The 17,081-nt window shown below is 61.0% G+C and carries 13 protein-coding genes; 2 read left to right on the forward strand and 11 right to left on the reverse strand.

Annotated elements, in window-relative coordinates; translation table 11 throughout:
* Positions 1 to 9 precede the first annotated feature (9 nt).
* From ACQKPS_RS20645 to ACQKPS_RS20670, 6 genes are all read right to left on the reverse strand, one after another.
* Complete coding sequence (locus ACQKPS_RS20645; protein ID WP_427605518.1) at positions 10 to 1,740, reverse strand: OmpA family protein; 1,731 nt, start codon at positions 1,738 to 1,740, stop codon at positions 10 to 12.
* Positions 1,741 to 1,745: 5 nt separating this feature from the next.
* A complete protein-coding gene (gene tssL / locus ACQKPS_RS20650) occupies positions 1,746 to 2,426 on the reverse strand; it encodes a type VI secretion system protein TssL, short form (RefSeq protein ID WP_254485039.1) in 681 nt (226 codons plus the stop codon).
* Positions 2,423 to 3,778, reverse strand: a complete 1,356-nt coding sequence (gene tssK / locus ACQKPS_RS20655; RefSeq protein WP_427605519.1) for a type VI secretion system baseplate subunit TssK — start codon at positions 3,776 to 3,778, stop codon at positions 2,423 to 2,425. The genes tssL and tssK overlap by 4 nt, the downstream gene beginning before the upstream one ends.
* A gap of 23 nt (positions 3,779 to 3,801) precedes the next feature.
* The gene (gene tssC / locus ACQKPS_RS20660) at positions 3,802 to 5,340 is read right to left on the reverse strand and encodes a type VI secretion system contractile sheath large subunit (protein ID WP_254485037.1); all 1,539 of its coding nucleotides are present in this window, start codon (positions 5,338 to 5,340) and stop codon (positions 3,802 to 3,804) included.
* A gap of 33 nt (positions 5,341 to 5,373) precedes the next feature.
* Positions 5,374 to 5,877, reverse strand: coding sequence for a type VI secretion system contractile sheath small subunit (gene tssB / locus ACQKPS_RS20665; protein WP_254485036.1), 504 nt, complete (start codon positions 5,875 to 5,877; stop codon positions 5,374 to 5,376).
* Positions 5,878 to 6,746: 869 nt separating this feature from the next.
* A complete protein-coding gene (locus ACQKPS_RS20670) occupies positions 6,747 to 7,976 on the reverse strand; it encodes an acyl-CoA dehydrogenase (protein ID WP_254485034.1) in 1,230 nt (409 codons plus the stop codon).
* A gap of 138 nt (positions 7,977 to 8,114) precedes the next feature.
* Here ACQKPS_RS20670 and ACQKPS_RS20675 point away from each other — a divergent pair, with 138 nt between their 5' ends.
* Positions 8,115 to 9,041: a LysR family transcriptional regulator gene (locus tag ACQKPS_RS20675; RefSeq protein ID WP_313203059.1), complete on the forward strand. Its 927-nt coding sequence runs from the start codon at positions 8,115 to 8,117 to the stop codon at positions 9,039 to 9,041.
* A 188-nt stretch (positions 9,042 to 9,229) separates the two neighbouring features.
* The gene (locus ACQKPS_RS20680) at positions 9,230 to 10,384 is read left to right on the forward strand and encodes a cysteine desulfurase family protein (protein WP_427605520.1); all 1,155 of its coding nucleotides are present in this window, start codon (positions 9,230 to 9,232) and stop codon (positions 10,382 to 10,384) included.
* Between the two features lie 80 nt (positions 10,385 to 10,464).
* On the opposite strand, the gene ACQKPS_RS20685 is transcribed toward ACQKPS_RS20680, so the two are convergent.
* From ACQKPS_RS20685 to ACQKPS_RS20705, 5 genes are read right to left on the reverse strand one after another with little or no spacing between them, the layout of a single operon-like run.
* Positions 10,465 to 10,842, reverse strand: a complete 378-nt coding sequence (locus ACQKPS_RS20685) for a response regulator (protein ID WP_254485031.1) — start codon at positions 10,840 to 10,842, stop codon at positions 10,465 to 10,467.
* Between the two features lie 44 nt (positions 10,843 to 10,886).
* Entirely contained in the window at positions 10,887 to 12,113 is a 1,227-nt protein-coding gene (locus tag ACQKPS_RS20690; RefSeq protein ID WP_254485030.1) for a hybrid sensor histidine kinase/response regulator, read from the reverse strand.
* Complete coding sequence (locus ACQKPS_RS20695; RefSeq protein ID WP_283723304.1) at positions 12,107 to 12,682, reverse strand: chemotaxis protein CheB; 576 nt, start codon at positions 12,680 to 12,682, stop codon at positions 12,107 to 12,109. The genes ACQKPS_RS20690 and ACQKPS_RS20695 overlap by 7 nt, the downstream gene beginning before the upstream one ends.
* The gene (locus ACQKPS_RS20700) at positions 12,679 to 13,500 is read right to left on the reverse strand and encodes a CheR family methyltransferase (protein ID WP_254485028.1); all 822 of its coding nucleotides are present in this window, start codon (positions 13,498 to 13,500) and stop codon (positions 12,679 to 12,681) included. The genes ACQKPS_RS20695 and ACQKPS_RS20700 overlap by 4 nt, the downstream gene beginning before the upstream one ends.
* Positions 13,497 to 16,964: a response regulator gene (locus tag ACQKPS_RS20705; RefSeq protein ID WP_427605521.1), complete on the reverse strand. Its 3,468-nt coding sequence runs from the start codon at positions 16,962 to 16,964 to the stop codon at positions 13,497 to 13,499. Before ACQKPS_RS20705 ends, ACQKPS_RS20700 begins: the two co-directional genes overlap by 4 nt.
* Between the last annotated feature and the right edge of the window lie 117 nt (positions 16,965 to 17,081).

A 17,081-nucleotide genomic window follows, 5' to 3' on the forward strand; every position in this document is an offset into this window, starting at 1 on the left:
TTCCTCATTTCAAGCATTGGGCGTCGCGAAGTGCGACAGGGGTTGCAATCCCGAGGCCGTAGTCGAGGACTGACAAGCCCCCGCCTCCGGCACCAGGCGAATTTCAACTCGGCGATTGGCCGACCGTCCTTGTTCCGTGTCATTGCTTGCAACGGGCTCACTCGCCCCCAAGCCTTGTACTGCGAAGCAGTTGCTGGGTATGTCACCCATGTGTTGAATCCAGTCGTGAACCGCAGCGGCGCGTGCTCGCGACAAGCGCAAGTTCTGTTCGTCACTGCCCGTCGCATCCGTGTGGCCCGTGATCACAATCAACCAACCCGGCTGGGCCTTGATGCCCGCAAATGCATTCACCAGGAACCTGATCGACTCTGGCTTCAACTGCGCGCTGCCACTGTTGAACAGCGACAAGCTGTCCAGGCGAACCGTGCGGGGCTTGTCAGGCACGCCTTGAGGTACGGTCGGGATGCGGTGGCCGTTGATCGCCGCCAGCAGTGACGGACGTAATCTTTCGCCTTGATACAGCCCGATACCGAGTGACCACGGCTCCCCCTGGCGGTAGTGGTGATCCAGGCGCTGCGCATCCTGGCGAAGCACCATCAGTGCCTCCTGGCGCTGCGATACGTTGGCCAAATCGGGGCTCAGCGAAGCGGTGCTGTAGCGTCGCAAATCATCGGTGACCTGACGTATCAGGAGCGTGTTCTGCCTCGCCGAGCTGATCAATGCGACGCAAGCCGCTAGCACGAATAACCAGACCCCAATCACCACAGCCCTGCTTCGCGGACTGTGCGGAGCCCTGCCGGGCAGCAAATGAAGAAGTGCATCAGGAAAAGGTAACGACGCGTTTGCGTGATTAGCCTCCTCACGAATGTAGGAGAGGCCGGTACGCTGCTGGAGCCAGCGGTGCCAAAGATTGCTGTCACGCGCCCCCTCAATCCTGGGAACAAATGCAACCGCAAGGGTGAGCGCAGTTGCGGTCTGCTGACGGGGACTTTCTGTGTCCATTTCCGCCAAGCACGCTTCGTTCAGCCAACCGACGGCAGCGTTCAACTGCACCGTGGTGCGTAGTCGATCAGCCTGGTGCTCAGAATCTTTGCCCCTGCGCTGCCATTCGGACAGGCTCAGGCATTCACCCGCCCCTCGTACTCGCACACTCGACTCTTCAGCCTCCCAGCTGAACCAGGGCGAAGCCCCGCTCGCGCTGTGGAAATAGCTCACAATCAGCAGCGGCAGCGGTGTGCCTCGCTTGCGCAGTATCGCGACCTGGTGGCACAAGCTTTGTATCTGGTTCGCAAGCACTGCGCCGTCTGTATGGGCACTGGGGGTCACGACCCACATGATGCTGAGCTGCCCACCCCACTCTGGCCGCTCCAGCGAGAGATCGGCGACGGATGCGGGCAACTTCGAAAGGTCGGGCACTGGCACATAACACCCCTCCCCTGTTACTCGTGGAGCCAACTGCTCGGCAGACGAGGCCTCAAACAGTTCAGCCAGGCAATCACCGACCACCAGAACAACGGGATGACGATACAATCCAGCAGGCAGGCTGACACCGCTGCTCCACTGCAGCTGTGTACGTTCTCCGGTAGCACGCGATATCCGGCGCCAACCCACCATCACCAAAGCACTGACTAGCAGAGCCGCGATGGCTTGAACCGCTGCAGCCAGCGGCAACGTGGCAATCAACAACAAGGACAGCGCACCGGCCCATAGCCAAAGCCCTTGTTTGTGTATCCGCGGCATTACGCTCACTCCTGCACCGGCAAGAGAGAGGCCACTGCCTCACCTAACGCGTTATCAAGCCCCCACCAGGCGCCTACCAACAGCGCAGCGGCCATCACGATGTGAACCAGAGGAGAGCGCAACCAATGCCACATCGGCATCCGCGGACCAGTGCCTGATGGGATGACCAACGACTGGCTTGTAGCCAGAGGCGGCACCTCGGCAGAGATGGCAGTCAACAACTGCTGGCGCTCCGGATGGTTGACTTCTCGGTAGCGACCCAGGAATCCAAGCATCAGGACCCGATGAAATACAGTGAGTACGTGAGGGTGCACAGAGGCTTCGCGCAGCGCAGTGCGTATATCCTCGTAGAGCGACTCACCCGCCTGGTGGCTGCTGAAGAACTTTGCCTGCAGGGTCTCCATCGCCCAATCCTCATGGGCTCGACCCTCCGCGCAAGCAAGCACCGTCTCGTCCAGCAGCGCACATTGCGCATGGCTGATCAGATCGATGCTACGACGATCCAGGCCACGCTCCTGAAGCATGGCGCGTACATGCTCGACATCAGCAACACAACGCGACCAAAGCTGCGGGCTACTGTGCGCCTCGGTACCGTGTCGCAACTCGACTACCAGCAGATAGGTATCTTGCATCAGCGCGTCGATATCCACCTTGGCTGCGGCGTTCTTTTGTGTCGCACTGTTCATGAGCGAAGCACCGCGAACAATTCGAGCTGGACATCCTGAAACACGCTCGGAACATAGAGTGCACAGACCCCATCAGCCAGCATCGCACACCCTTTGGCATGGCTGAGGTCGAGCGCGAAGTACTGATTCTCCAGACGCAGCGGTACTGCCGCCGGCACATGGCTCAGAGGTTTCAGAGGAACGCCATCGAGCGCCGCATTGACTAGATGGTCCACATCATCGGGGGAACCGACCTTGCACAGCCGGGGAAACTGACTTTGAATTTGAATCGCCGGCATCCGGCAGCGAACCGACAGGTAGAAGTCCGCACCTTCTGGCTCAAGCAAGCGGGGATCGCTCAGGGAGACCTGCCAACGGTTCGCGCTGCGTGCCTCCAGGGACAAGGCCAGCACACGTGACGGCAGGCTCGCCTCCAGCAATGTAGAAAGGGTACGCATCAACGGCGGGAAGACTGCTTCAAGATCTGCATGTTGGTAGGCAGGTATGTCCTCTATGTGCTGGTCCAAGGAGAAAGTGAGCAGACCACCTGCGAACTTCACCAACTGCTGATATACCTGCTCCGGATGCCGACCAGGCTGCGCTTTCAGGTCAGCCAACACAGGCTGATAGGTGTTCAGCGCATTGAGCAACCAGAACAACGTGACATCCGCGACAGCAAAATCCGCCATGCGCTGGTTGCTCTCCCGACGCATCCCCATCAGCCGCTCACGCTTGGCGGACAGCTGGGTGAGCAAGTTGTCAAGCTGAAGCAACAACCCGGCATGAGCGTCAAACCTCAACAAGGGCGGGATGTAGGTATCATCAATGGCCCACCCGTCCCGGCCATCACGCAGCAAACGGGCCACCGGGCACGTGAGGTAATCCGCATTATCGTCGTCAGCCAGACGCAAGCTCAGCGCCTGTTCGAGCACGCCGATTGACTGCATTTCACCGGTGTAGAGATCCTTGGTATCACGCCATACCTGGTGATATCTGACTAGCCGCTCGGCGCTGTTGCCTTCAAACAGGCAGTTGTTACCATTGGCTTGTTCCAGTGGCAAAGCGAGCACAACCGTGGCCGTCTGGATATCACCGGACACTGCCCGAGAGAGTTCCAGGGCACCGGGCAGTCGATCCAACCGATCGGTGTCAATCAAAGTACCGTCTGGCAGGCACAGCTGAAGACGAGTGGCCATCAGCTTGCCCAACCTCAGCGCCTCTGCATCAAACGCCACATGGCGGATGCCCCAAGGGTGAACCAGGGCCAATGAGGCAATATGTTGATTAGTCCACGATTCAAAGCGGGCCTGCTGCTGAAACTGCTGCGCAGACAACACCACTCCGGACGCCCATAAAGGCCGATCGATTTTCACGTCATACACTCCTGCAACCGCAATCAAGATTTGGCTTTGGGCATCTGCGAAACCAAGGAGAGGTTGATGTCCATACCCTCAACCTGGAAATGCGGCACAGCAAACAACTTGACCCTGAAGAAGCCCGGATTGTCATCAATATCCTCGACAACCACTTTGGCTTCTCGCAGCGGGTGAGATGCCTGTAAGTCATCCCCAGGGTCCGTCATCTCGGTGACCAAACCACTTACCCACCTGTTGAGTTCCAACTCCAACAGGCGACGGTCTTTGGTGGTACCGATATTCTCCCGCTGGATCAGTTTCAAATAATGTGCAATGCGCGAAAGCAGGAACACATAGGGCAACCGCGAATTGATACGGCTATTTGCCGTGGCCTCCGCTGTGTCATAGATGGCCGGCTTGTGCGCTGAGTTGGCCGAGAAGAAACACGCGTAGTCGCGATTCTTGTAATAGGAGAGTGGAATCAAGCCCAGGTTGGCAAACTCAAACTCTCGGGTCTCCGGGATCATCACTTCCGAGGGGATCTTGACTTGGCTACCTGTCCCCATGTCGTATAAGTGGATCGGTAAGTTCGTGACAGCGCCACCGGACTGCGGCCCTCGGATCTGCACGCACCAGCCATTGGCGATAAAGCTTTTGACCATGTTGGCTGCGAATGCAAACGTCGAATTCACCCACAGGTATTTGCTGTGGTCGGGCCCCTTGACCTGTTCCACATAATTAAAGAGTCGCACCGGGTTGGTGTCAGGCCCATAAGGCAGGCGCCCCAATACACGGGGCATGGTCGGCCCCACGTAACGGGCGTCATCGCTTTGCGCAAAGGCATGCCATTTGATGTATTCAGCGCGATCCATGTAGTTGCCGATATCCTTGATCGCGGCAACTTCCTCCATGGTGTCCTTGCCAAAGAACGCCGGGCCAACCGAGCACAAGAAGGGCATATGCGCTGCGGCTGCCACTTTCGAAACATTGCGCAACAGCGCGATATCTTGCGCCCCTCGCCCAAATTCGTAATTCGAAACCGCCGCCGCGATGGGCTCACCGCCAGGTGTATCGTATTCCTGGGTGTAGGTATGCAGATACAGTCCGCTTTGAGAGATCTCCGGCGCGTCCTCAAAGTCTTGCATCAGATGCTCTTTGCTGATATCCAGCAGTTCTATCCGAACGTTTTGACGAAAGTCCGTTTGATCAATCAACGACTTCGCGCCACGCCAGATCGATTCGACCCGCTGAAAATCCGGGTGATGCATGACCGCGTCCAGCTGGCTGCTGATCTGAGCGTCAATCGAGGCGATGTGCTCATCCAGCAGAGCCCTGTCCAGTTTCTCCACCTTCGGAGAGACCTGCTTGAGCCGGTCCAGAAAAACGCTCACCGATGCAGTCACGCGCTCATTAACTGTCGCTTCTGACAACGCATCGACACTTTGGAACACTTCAATGCCACCCATCTGATCAAGCGGCTCGAGGTTTATTCTTTCAAACAGCGCGTGATAGACGCTCTGGTTTTCTTCCACCTGCACGGTGGCGCCACGCGATTGCGCAGAAGATTGTTCTTCGGACATTTATTAGCTTCCCGTCTGTCGAGATGGTGGTTTCTAGCGCTCGCTTTGCGCAGCAAGGGCAGCGAGTTCCTTACGCAGCTCGTCACTTAGGGCATCATCTTTTAGTATCCGCTCCAGTTCGGCACGGAACGTTGCGTTATCCAGAAGATTGGCCTTCAGCTCGCGCAGTAAATTCCGCATCGCCAACAGCGCACGCAACTGGGGAATCTGCCGAGCAACCTGCTCCGGCTCGAAGTCCTTCATGCGCTGAAAATTCAATTCGACCGGCGTCTCGCCACCGTCCGCCGACAACGTGTCTTCAACGATAAGCTTGAGACTCGGAGAGAGATCGGACAGCACACTGTCGAAATTATTCTTGTTGATATTGACCTTCGGCCGCTCTGACAGCGGGCGCTGCTCCTTGCCGTTGCTGTAGTCCCCCATCAGCATAAGCTTGAGCGGAAGTTCCACCTTGCGCTGGGCACCGCCAGTGTGCAGGTCTAGCTTGATATTGACCCGCGCCTTCGGCACTTCATTTTGAAAGCTGTTTGAAGCCATACATTCTCCTAAAACCGGAATCCCTGGCGAGGACTAGAAAGGAAAGTTGACGATCCCGAAGACCCATCGAGTTTCAAACCCAACTGAACCACTGCGCACTACCGCTTGAAGCGCTATCCAGAACCATTTCCTCACGAAACCATGGCGCAATTTTCCACGCTGCGCTACCCCCTTCTAAAAATAAGGAAGCGTCCTACAAGACTCAGTCAAAACGACAATGAACTACACAAGCCACATCAGTTGCGCCAGTACAACGCTACATCTAATGGAAACAGCTCAGTCGCGGCTCAGACATTGACCTACATCAACACAATCAGCGCCCATTCAAAGCAACTTCCGATATGCACAAGCAACAATATATTTCCAGCCACCCGCACATAATCGGAAGTTTCCTACAAACTCTAAAACTCACCTTTGAAAAAGAAAACTCGAAAGCACACTCGGCGCCGACGAGGAATCGGGCCCCATTTACTGCAGGATGGACTCGCCGCTCATTAAACGTCTAAAGAATTTTTTGCGTCGTGACGATGGAAACTTCCTACAGCATCAGCTGAGCTTTCCGACTTTATGGCGTTTCGACGACAGGTGCGGGTGCAAGAGGTGCTGGCGGAACTGGGGGTGGCGCGGCGGAGCCGGCTCAAAGAGGAAGAAAAGAAACTGGTGTCCGCCCACGGCGCCGAGGACGCCGGTGCCGAGCGTGATGAGGGGGGGATCAGACACTAGCGTGGGGCGCCAGGATGAGATGAGCAAGCTGATGAGTGCATTGGCCACCAAGGCGGCCAAGGATCTGATGGTAGACCTCAAGACGCAGTGATCCTGCTCCGGCCTCTTCGCGGGCAAGCCCGCGAAGAGGCCGGTACAGGCTTGCATCACCTTGCGCCGCGCAACATCTCCACCGGCACATACTTGCCAATCTCGTACTTGCCGATTGCCGCCCGATGCACCTCATCCGGCCCGTCAGCCAGGCGCAGTGTCCGCTGCATGGCATACATGTAGGCCAGCGGGAAATCACCACTCACCCCGGCGCCCCCATGCATCTGGATCGCCCGGTCGATCACCTTCAACGCCACGTTCGGCGCCACAACCTTGATCTGCGCGATCTCGCTGCGCGCCACCTTGTTGCCGACGGTGTCCATCATGTACGCCGCCTTCAGCGTCAGCAGCCGCGCCATGTCGATCTCCATGCGCGAGTCGGCGATCTTGTCGACGTTGCCCCCCAGCCGCGCCAAGGGCCGGCCAAAGGCCGTGCGCTCGACCGAGCGCTTGCACATCAGCTCCAGCGCGCGTTCGGCCATGCCGATCGAGCGCATGCAATGGTGGATACGGCCTGGGCCGAGGCGACCCTGGGCGATCTCGAAACCACGCCCCTCGCCGAGGATCACGTTCTCATAAGGCACCCGCACGTTCTCGAACAACACTTCGGCATGGCCGTGCGGCGCATCGTCATAACCGAAGACCGGCAATGGACGGACGATCTTCACTCCCGCGGCCTCGGTCGGCACCAGCACCATCGAGTGCTGCTGGTGGCGCGGCCCATCCGGGTTGGACAAGCCCATGAAGATCATCACCTTGCAGCGCGGGTCGCAGGCACCGGAGGTCCACCACTTGCGGCCGTTGATCACCCACTCGTCGCCATCACGCACTGCGGTAGCGGCCATGTTGGTCGCGTCCGAAGACGCCACGTCCGGTTCGGTCATGGCGAATGCCGAGCGAATCTCGCCGCGCAACAGCGGCTCCAGCCACTGGCGCTTCTGGGCCTCGCTGCCATAGCGCACCAGCACTTCCATGTTGCCGGTGTCCGGTGCCGAGCAGTTGAACGGCTCCGGGCCCAGCAGCGAACGGCCCATGATCTCGGCCAGCGGCGCGTATTCCAGGTTGCTCAGGCCGGCGCCGTACTCCGACTCGGGCAGGAACAGGTTCCACAGCCCTTCGGCGCGAGCCTTGGCCTTGAGTTCTTCCATGATCGCGGTGGGTTGCCAGCGGTCGCCCTCGGCGACCTGGCGCTCGAACACCGGCTCGGCGGGATAGACATAAGCCTCCATGAAGGCGCTGACGCGCTCACGCAGTGCCTGGACCTTGGGCGAATAGGCGAAATCCATCGGGGTTACCTTCACGGTTCGAAAGACATGGGCAGAGCCTAGAGCAGCGCGCCTCGATCTACCTAGTCTATTTTCCGCGTGTATAAACATTCATAACCGATATATGATCGACCGATAATTCCAACAAAGGGCGGCGCCATGAACCTCAGCAAGGTCGACCTCAACCTGTTCATCGTCTTCGACGCGATCTACACCGAAGCCAACCTGACCCGTGCCGGGCAGATCGTCGGCATCACCCAGCCGGCGGTGTCCAATGCCCTGTCGCGGCTGCGCGAAACCTTCAACGACCCGCTGTTCGTGCGTACCGCCCAAGGCATGGTGCCCACGCCCATGGCGCAGAACATCATCGGCCCGGTGCGCAATGCCCTGGCGCTGCTGCGCACCTCGGTGCAGGAAAGCCGCATCTTCAACCCGCAGCAGGCCAACAAGACGTTCCGCATCAGCATGACCGACCTCACCGAGGCTGTGATCCTGCCGCCGCTGTTCCAGCGCCTGCGGCGCCTGGCCCCGGCGGTGCTGATCGAAAGCTTCCTGTGCAAACGCCGCGAAACCACCAAGGAACTGGCCGCCGGTCGCCTGGACTTCGCGGTCGACGCGCCGCTGAACACCGACCCCCAGGTGCGCCACGTCAAGCTGATGCAGGACCGTTATGTCTGCGCGCTGCGCCAGGGCCACCCGCTGGCCGATGCCAAGCTGACCCTCGACCACTACCTGGGCATGACTCACATCCATATCTCCAGCCGCCGCAACGGCCTGGGCTACGTCGACCTGGCACTGGGCAAGATGGGCGTGCAACGCAAGGTCGCACTGCGCTCGCAACATTACCTGATGGCTTCGCAGGTGCTGCAGCAGACCGACATGGCCATGACCGTGCCCGAGCGCTTTGCCCGCCGCCACCAGCTGCGTTTCCAGCCGCTGCCTGTGGAGGTGCCACCGCTGGAAACCCACCTGTACTGGCACGAAAGCACTGACCAGGACCCGGCCAACCGCTGGATGCGTGAGCAGATCATCGAATTGTGCGAACGTGTGGTGGCCGAAGAAGAGCGTGCCCTGGAGCCTGCCTGAAGCGCTCCTGCCCGTGCGGGCGCGACGGGCCCGCAGGCGAAAATAATTTCCCGATGATCTAACCATAGAGAAAAATATTCTCTAGAGATCGGCAAATTCGGCATGAAAGGCAAATTCATTTTCACGCCAGCCGGTAGGCTTGATGCAACGATTGCCGACACCACGGCAACATTGCACGGACCCGCACCATGCCTAGCACACCGCTCTATTTCGACTACGCCGCCACCACGCCGGTCGATGACCGGGTCATCGAAACCATGCTCACCTGCCTAGGTCGCCAGGTTAACTTCGGCAACCCTGCGTCGAGTGGCCACGTTTACGGCCAGGCCGCGCGCGAAGTGGTCGAGCAGGCCCGCCGGCAAGTGGCCGACAGGGTTGGCGCCCGGGCCGATGACATCGTCTGGACATCAGGCGCCACCGAGTCCAACAACCTGGCGCTCAAGGGCATCGCTCAGGGCATGGCGCAGCCGGGCCATCTGATCACCAGCCAGCTGGAACACAAGGCCGTGCTGGATACGGTCAAGGAACTGGAGCGCCAGGGCTGGGCCGTCACGCGCCTGGCGCCGGACGCCAACGGCCTGATCCAGCCCTACGACGTGCAGGCGGCCCTGCGCGCGGACACCCGCCTGGTGTCGCTGATGGCGGTGAACAATGAACTGGGCACCGTCACCGATTTTGCGGGCATTGGCGAACGGGTGCGTGCCCATGGCGCCCTGCTGCATGTGGATGCAGCCCAGGCGGTCGGCAAGCTGGCCATCGAGCTGCAGGCGATGGCGGTGGACCTGATGTCGTTCTCGGCGCACAAGGTGTATGGGCCAAAGGGCATCGGCGCACTGTATGTCGGGCCGCGCGCCCGCGAGTCGATGCGCGCGCAGATCCATGGTGGCGGCCATGAACAGGGGTTGCGCTCAGGCACCTTGCCAACGCACCAGATTGTCGGCATGGGCAGTGCCTTCGCCTTGGCCGGTGAGCCGGGTGACAGCGAGCACCAGCGTATCGAGCAGCTGAGCAGGCGCCTGCGTGAGGGGCTGCTGGCCTTGCCGGGAGTGAGCCTCAATGGCTGCGCCCAGCAGCGGATTGCTCACACCCTCAACCTGTGCATCGAGGCCAACGGCTTCAACAGCATGGCCTTGGCCAGCGAGCTGGCGTTGTCCACCACCTCGGCCTGCAACTCGGCAAGCAACGCGGCTTCGCATGTGCTGTTGGCGCTGGGGCTGGATGAAGCACGGGCACGCCGGAGTGTGCGGGTGAGTATCGGGCGGTTTACCAGCGAGGCCGAGGTGGACACGGCGATCGCGGTGTTTGGGCGGGCTTTGACGGCGGCTTCGGCTGCGCTTTGGTAAACCCGCACAGGTACAGCACCGCCGGTGAACGCCAGGTGATCCCATGGGAGCGGGTTTACCCGCGAAAAGGCCGGCACGGGTCAGCGCAATAAGGCCTGGATCTTCTGGTGCAGGGTGTCGAGGTCGAATGGCTTGGCCAGGATCGGTGCCTTGCGGGCGATCGGGCTGCCGGATTCGAGGATCTCGGCCGGATAGCCACTGATGAAGATCACCTTCAGGTCCGGCCGCAGCTTCACCGCAGGTTCGGCGATCTCCACCCCGGAAATGCCACCCGGCAAGCGGAAGTCGGTCACCATCAGGTCCAGGTGCGGCTTGCTCGCCAGGATGGCGAACGCCTGTTCACCGTCTTCGGCCACCAGCACGTGGTAGCCCTCACCCGCCAGGTAGTCGCGCAGGATCATCCGGATTGCCGGTTCATCCTCGACCACCAATACTACATCTTGTGCATCTTCACTCATGTCAACGCCTTGAATACTTGCAGTTGGCCAATGTGACCTCAGGCTTACGCGGAGGTTGCCCGCACCTGGTCGTTTTGTTCTTTCACCCCTGCCAGCGGCAACAGCAGGGTGAACGTGGAGCCTTTGCCGACATCGCTTTGTACCTGAATCTGCCCGCCATGGGCCTGGACGATCTGCTCCGAGATATACAGGCCCAGCCCCAATCCATTGCTGGCTTGCTGGGTGGCCACACGCTCGAACTGCTGGAAGATCCGTTGCTGGTTGCTGGCGCTGATGCCGATGCCGTGATCGCGAACCTGCACCGCTGCCATGCCATCACACTCGAACACCTGCACGTGCACCGGCCGCCGCTCGCCATAACGCAAAGCATTCGACAACAGGTTGGCCAGGACTTGCTCAATCCGGAATTCGTCCCACTCCCCTGTCAACGGTTCACACCGCAGCAGCTCGATGGACGTCTCCAGTGCCGTGGCCTGGGCCGAGAAGTTCTCTACCAGGCCGCGTACCAACTGGCTCAGGTCGAACGCCCTGGGCCGTAGCGACAGCTTGCCGGTGCGAATGCGCGACACGTCGAGCATGTCCTCGATCAGGCGGATCAGGCTGTTGATCTGGCGCTCGTCACGCTCGACCATGGCCTGCAGTTTGTCGGCGCTGAACGCCTCGAGATTGCCACGGGCCAGGTGCATCCTGCGCAGCTGGGTTTCCAGGATCAGGCCGTTGAGCGGCGTGCGCACCTCGTGGGCAACGATCGACATGAAGTCGTCGCGCATGCGCACCGCATGCTCCAGCTCCCCTCGCGCCACCTGCAACTGGCCCAGCAGCAGTTCCTGCTCCTGGCGGCTGCGCTCGAGCGCCTGCAGCTGCCGGTCGAGCACCTTGCGCTGGCGATACAGGTCGACGAACACCGACACCTTGCTCTTCACCGCCAGGGTGTCGAGGGGCTTGTGCAGGAAGTCCACTGCACCGCTCTCGTAGCCTTTGAAGGCATAATTCATTTCACGCGCGGCAGCAGAGACGAAGACGATCGGGATGTTGCGGGTCTTTTCCGTGCCGCGCATCAGTTCGGCCAGCTCGAAGCCATTCATGCCCGGCATCTGCACGTCGAGAATGGCCAGGGCGAACTCGTGTTCGAGCATCAGCGACAAGGCCGCTTCCGCCGACTGTGCCTGGTACACCTCGCGGTCTTCGCCCTGGATCAGGGCGGCGAGCGCCAGCAGGTTTTCCGGCAGGTCATCGACGATCAGCAGTTTGGCAGTGGTGTGGCTTAGCATGCGCTGGGTTCCAGGGTAGCGAGCAACTGCCCGATACCGCTCAGAGAAAGGATAAGGTCGGGCGTATGCCGGGCCAGTGCGGCCTCCGGCATCAGCGCCACCTGTGCATCGCGGGGATCCTGGACCACGGTCCGGCCGCCGCTGTTCTTGATGTAGGCAAGCCCTTCGGCACCATCTTCGTTGGCCCCGGTCAGCAGCACGCCGAGTAATCCAGGGCCGTAGGCATCGGCCGCCGAGGTGAACAGGAAGTCGATGGCCGGGCGCGAGAAATGCACCGGGTCCTCCTGGCTCAGCGACAGGCTGAAGTCAGCTTCCACTGACAGGTGATAACTCGGCCCGGCCACGTAGATCTGGCCCGGGGCAATGGCTTCCTTGTCGCAAGCCTGGCGCACCGGCCGCTGCAAGCGCCGCTGCAACACCTCGGCCAACTGGCTGTGCCGGTCGTCCGGGAGGTGCAGCACGCACAGCACCGGAATGGCAAAACCGGCCGGCAACGCACCGAGCACCGAGAACAGTGCCGTGACGCCACCCGCCGAGGCGCCTATGACCACCGCGCGCACGCCGTTCATGATTTACGGTAGATCCGTTCGGGCTTGACCAGTGGCTCGAAGCGCTCGCTGTAGGCCGAAAAGTCCACCGACTCCTTGCTGCCAAGCACCAGGAAGCCACGGTGGCACAAGGACTCGTGGAACAACCCGAGGGCGCGGTCCTGCAGTGCCTTGTTGAAGTAGATCAGCACGTTGCGGCACGACACCAGCTGGGTCTCGGAAAACACGCTGTCGGTGGCCAGGCTGTGGTCGGCGAAGGTCACGTTGTCACGCAGGCTGCTGTCCATGATGGCGTTGCCGTAGGCCGCGGTGTAATACTCGGCAAAGTCCCGGCGGCCACCGGCCAGGCGGTAGTTTTCTTCATACTCGCGCATGCTCTGCATCGAGTAGATGCCTTGCTTGGCGCGGTCCAGCGAATGCGGGTTGATGTCGGTGGCGTAAATGATGGTGCGCTCGAGCAGGCCCTCTTCACGCAGCAGGATGGCCATCGAGTACACCTCTTCACCGGTGCTGCAACCTGCAATCCACACCTTGATCGACGGCCAGGTGCGCAGCAGTGGCACCACCTCCTGGCGCAAGGCCAGGAAGTGGCCAGGGTCGCGAAACATCTCGCTGACCGGGATCGTCAGGTACTGCAGCAACTGCATGAACATGCCCGGGTCGTGCAGCACCCGCTCCTGCAACGCCGACACCGTGAGGCAGTCGAACTGGCGCAGGGCATGGAGGATCCGGCGCTTGATCGAAGCGCCGGAGTAGTTGCGGAAATCGTAGCTGTACTTGAGGTAGATCGCCTCGATCAGCAGCCGGATCTCGATGTCAGTGTTGCGTTCGCTAGTCAAATTCGCTCCAGTTGCGGCAGCCACACACGGATCAACGAGAACAGGCGGTCCAGGTCGATCGGTTTGGCCAGGTAATCATTGGCGCCAGCCTGCAGGCAACGCTGCTGGTCATCCTTCATCGCCTTGGCGGTGACGGCGATGATAGGCAGCTTGCGCCAGCGCGGCTGCTGACGGATCAGGCGAGTGGCCTCGAAACCGTCCATCTCCGGCATCATCACGTCCATCAGCACCAGGTCGATATCATCGTGCTGCTCCAGGCGCTCGATGGCTTCACGCCCGTTGCGGCCGATCTCGACGATGGCGCCCTTGTGTTCCAGGGCGCTGGTGAGGGCGAAGATGTTGCGCACATCGTCGTCCACCAGCAAGACCTTGCGCCCCTCGAAGACCTTGTCGCGGCTGCGCGCGGTCTTGAGCATGCGCTGGCGCTCATGGGACAGCTGCGATTCGACTTTGTGCAGGAACAGCGTCACTTCATCGAGCAAGCGCTCCGGCGAGCGCGCGCCCTTGATGATGATCGAGCGCGAATACTTGAGCAGGTCGGCCTCTTCTTCGCGGGTGAGGTTGCGCCCGGTGTAGACGATCACCGGCGGGAACGAACGGATGTCCTCGGCAGTCATGCGCTTGAGCAGTTCGTTGCCGAGCATGTCAGGCAGCTTGAGGTCGATGATCATGCAGTCGTAGATGTTCTCGCGCAGCAGCGCCAGGGCATCCTGGGCCATGGCCACGGCGGTGATCTCGACATCGTCGTCGCCGATCAGGCGGGCAATGCTCTCGCGCTGCAGGTCGTCGTCCTCCACCAGCAGGATATGCTTGAGCTTCTGGGTCAACTTGGCTTCCAGGCGGGCGAACACTTCCTTGAGCTCTTCGCGGCTGGTCGGCTTGACCGCATAGCCCACCGCGCCCATGTGCATGGCCGCCTCGACCCGGTCCTCGACCGAAATGATGTGCACCGGGATATGCCGCGTGGTGGCCTGCTCCTTGAGACGCTGCAACACCGTCAACCCGGAATGGTCAGGCAGGCGCATGTCCAGCAGGATCGCGTCGGGAATGTACTGTTCGGCCAGCTCGAAGCCTTCATCGGCGCACTGCGCGACCAGGCAGCTGTATCCCAGTTCGTGAGCAAGGTCGAAGAGAATGCGGGCGAAGTTCGGCTCGTCCTCGACCACCAGGATGCAACGGTTGTCGAACGGTGCGCGTTCACGATCATCGCTGAAGGCCGGCGCCGGGCGCTTGGCCAGGGCCGGAGCGGCAGCCGGCGGAGCCGGCGGCAGGCTGTCGACGGCCGGGCGCAGGCTCAACGGTTCGACCTCCTCGCTCTGCGACTCGTAGCGTTCCGGCATGATCAGGCTGAACACACTGCCGTGGCCGAGGCTGCTGTCGACGCTGATCTGCCCGCCCAGCAGATGCGCCAGGTCACGGGAGATCGACAGGCCCAGGCCGGTGCCGCCGTAACGGCGGTTGCTGGTGCCGTCGACCTGATGGAAGGCGCCGAAGATCGCTTGTTGCTGGTCGGCGGCGATGCCGATGCCGCTGTCGCGAACCGAGAAGATGATGCCGGTGCCTGCCTGGTAGCCGATGTTCAGGCTGACCTGGCCACGCTCGGTGAACTTGATGGCGTTGGACAACAGGTTCTTGAGGATCTGCTCCAGGCGCTGGCGGTCGGTGAACAAGGTGGCCGGCACCTGCGCTTCGACCGTCACTTCGAAGCCCAGGCCCTTGTGCTCGGCCAGCGGCAGGAACATCCCGCGCAAGCCTTCGACCAGGCGTTCGAGCTGAGTGTTTTCCGGGCGCACTTCAAGCTTGCCGGCCTCGACCTTGGCGATGTCGAGGATGTCGTTGATCAGGTTCAGCAGGTCGTTGCCTGCCGAATAGATGGACTCGGCGAACTTGACCTGCTCGGCGCTGAGGTTGCCCTCGCCGTTCTCGGCCAGCAGCTTGGCCAGGATCAGCGAGCTGTTCAGCGGCGTACGCAGTTCATGGGACATGTTGGCGAGGAATTCGGACTTGTACTTGCTCGAGCGCTGCAAATCTTCGGCACGGGCCTTCAGTTCCTCCTGGGCCAGGCTGAGCTCCTCGTTCTTGCGGTCCAGGGCGTGGGTGCGGTCGGACAACTGCTCATTGGTCTGCTCGAGTTCGGCCTGCTGGGTTTCCAGATGGGCCTGCGACTCCTTGAGCACGCGCGATTGCTCTTCGAGCTCTTCGTTGGCGGTCTTGAGCTCTTCTTGCTGCACTTGCAGTTCTTCGTTGAGCTGCTGGGTCTCGGCCAGCACCTCCTGCAGGCGCTGGCGGTAGCGAGCGCTTTCGATGGAGATACCGAGGTTGCCAGCCACGCGCTCCATCAGTTCGTCGTCACGCTCCTGCAAGAGGCGCAGGAAGCCGAGTTCGATCACGCCATTGATCTGGCCGTCGTCAATGGCCGGCATCAACAGCGCGCTGCGCGGCAGGCCACTGCCAAGGCCGGAGCTGAGGCGGTAGTAATCGTCCGGCAAGTTGTCCAGGCGCAACAGGCGCCCTTCGCGCACGGCTCGGGCCAGCAAGCCGTCGTGGTCGCCCAGCACCTGCTGGCGGGCCTGTTCCTCCGCCCCCAAACCGTAACTGGCCACGCGCACCAGGCGGCCGTGCTCGTCACGCACGTAAAGCGCTCCGACCACACTGCCCAGGTAGCTGGCGAAGAAACGCAGGATGTTTTCACCCAGCATCGGCAAGGTCAGCTGGCCCAACACCTGTTCAGACAGCTGTGTCTGGCCATTGCGCAGCCAGGCCTGGTGCTCCAGGCGCTCGGCGAAGCGCTGCTGGGCCTGCAGGTTTTCGCTGTAGCTGTCCGACAGTGCCATCAGATCGCGACGGCCGAAGTAAGCGAGCAAGGCGCTGAGGCCGACAATCAGCAGCACGAACACCGAAATCGCGGTAACAGTGACCGTACTGACCTTCTCGTTGCGGGCCATGCGCAGCTGCTGTTCGGTGTCGATCAGGCTCTCGAACTGATTGCGTATCTCGTCGGTGATGCGCTTGCCGCGGCCATTGGCCACCGACTCACGGTAATCGCCACCACTGCGGCGCTGGTTGATCATCTCGTTGCCGAAATCGTTCCAGGCGTTCTGCAAGGCGATCAACCGGTCGATGCGGTCGACCTGCTGCGGGTTGTCCTCGACCATGCCGCGCAGGCTCTGCAGGCTGCCCAGGATGCGTGGCTTGGCCACCTCGTAGGGGTCGAGGAAGCGTTCGTCACCGGTGATCAGAAAACCGCGCATGCCGGTTTCCATGTCGATCGACAGCTTGACCGTCTCGTTGGCATTGCCAATCACCCGATCGGTGTGCTCGACCCACTGCATGGCCGAAAGCAGGTAGTTGATCACCGCGACAAAGGCCACGGCGCCGAGCAGACCCACCCCCAGGGGTAAGCCGATATTGCGGCTCAACAGCTTGCGGAAGCTCTGCTGGTCCATCGAGGCTGCTTGAATCATCTGAAAACGCCCGCGCGAAAAAAGTCCATTGGAAAAGTGTGGCGGCTCTAGCCTGTAGTTGTCTGCCGCTGCGCTCACCGGTCAACAAGCGAGTCTAACCCGCTTGGGCCGCCGCGG

Origin of the sequence: Pseudomonas sp. NPDC086566 (assembly GCF_050280885.1) — a bacterium.
Taxonomy (GTDB): domain Bacteria; phylum Pseudomonadota; class Gammaproteobacteria; order Pseudomonadales; family Pseudomonadaceae; genus Aquipseudomonas; species Aquipseudomonas vlassakiae.